Raw genomic sequence first — 1,658 nt, forward strand, 5'->3', positions numbered from 1 at the left:
AACAACCGGGACTTCCAACACCCGGATGATCTTCCATGCTCCGTCCCCCCATCGCATCTGACGCAGGTTCAGGAATATTAACCTGATTCCCATCGGCTACGCCTTTCGGCCTGACCTTAGGAGCCGACTCACCCTGCTCCGATGAACGTAGAGCAGGAATCCTTGGGCTTACGGCGAGCAGGCTTTTCACCTGCTTTAACGTTACTCATGTCAGCATTCGCACTTCTGATATCTCCAGCAGTCCTCTCGAACCGCCTTCGCAGACTTACAGAACGCTCCCCTACCACGCACTGGATAACCAGTGCATCCGCGGCTTCGGTTAACAGCTTAGCCCCGTTACATCTTCCGCGCAGAAGGACTCGACCAGTGAGCTATTACGCTTTCTTTGAAGGATGGCTGCTTCTAAGCCAACTTCCTGGTTGTCACGGCCTTTCCACTTCGTTTTCCACTTAGCTGTTATTTGGGACCTTAGCCGGCGGTCTGGGTTGTTTCCCTTTTGAGTCCGGACGTTAGCACCCGGTGCTCTGTCTCCCGTGCTTACGCTTCCAGGTATTCGGAGTTTGCCTTGGTTTGGTAAGACTCCATGTCCCCCTAGCCAAAACAGTGCTCTACCCCCTGGAGCGACACACGAGGCACTACCTCAATAGTTTTCGGGGAGAACCAGCTATCTCCAGATTTGTTTGGCCTTTCACCCCTATCCACAGCTCATCCGCTAATTTTGCAACACTAGTCGGTTCGGTCCTCCAGTGTGTGTTACCACACCTTCAACCTGGCCATGGATAGCTCATCTGGTTTCGGGTCTACACCCTGCGACTGAACGCTCATTTCGAACTCGCTTTCGCTGCGCCTCCCCTATTCGGTTAAGCTCGCCACAGAATGTAAGTCGCTGACCCATTATGCAAAAGGTACGCAGTCACCTCTGACGAGGCTCCTACTGTTTGTATGCATGCGGTTTCAGGTTCTATTTCACTCCCCTCCCGGGGTTCTTTTCGCCTTTCCCTCACGGTACTGGTTCACTATCGGTCGATCACGAGTATTTAGCCTTGGAGGATGGTCCCCCCGTCTTCGAACAGGATTCCACGTGTCCCGCTCTACTTCTCGCTTCCTTAGTACCGTACCAACTCTTTCGCCTACGGGGCTATCACCCACTATAGCAGGCCTTTCCAGGACCTTTCGGCTAAAGTTCGTACTATCAAAAGCTGGGCTCCTCCGGGTTCGCTCGCCGCTACTGCCGGAATCTCGGTTGATTTCTTTTCCTGAGGATACTTAGATGTTTCAGTTCTCCTCGTTCGCCTCCGTAACCTATGTATTCAGCTACGGATACACCTTGCGGTGTGGGTTCCCCCATTCAGATATCTGCGGATCAAAGCTCGTTTGCCAGCTCCCCGCAGCTTTTCGCAGGCTGCCGCGTCTTTCTTCGCCTGTGATCGCCAAGGCATCCGCCACATGCACTTAGTCACTTGATCCTATAACCCTGCCGCCTATTGCCCGGCCGGGTCACAAGCAACTCTCGTTCTCATGCCATATGCTTGTATGTCTTTGCTTGAGAAATCTCAAAGTTTCTCTCTTTGTAAAGATTTCTTATCACTACCCGTTCTCGCTGACTCTCATCAAATCAGCTTAAACGTTAGATTGATTATTCCGAATTGTTAAAGAAC

Annotated in this window: 1 rRNA gene; it reads right to left on the reverse strand. The window is 52.0% G+C overall.

Annotated features, from left to right (window positions below):
- A 23S ribosomal RNA gene (locus tag HMPREF9439_RS06995) occupies positions 1 to 1,466 on the reverse strand; the annotation flags it as partial.
- Positions 1,467 to 1,658 lie beyond the last annotated feature (192 nt).

The organism is Parasutterella excrementihominis YIT 11859, assembly GCF_000205025.1.
In the GTDB taxonomy this organism is placed as follows: Bacteria; Pseudomonadota; Gammaproteobacteria; order Burkholderiales; family Burkholderiaceae_F; genus Parasutterella; species Parasutterella excrementihominis.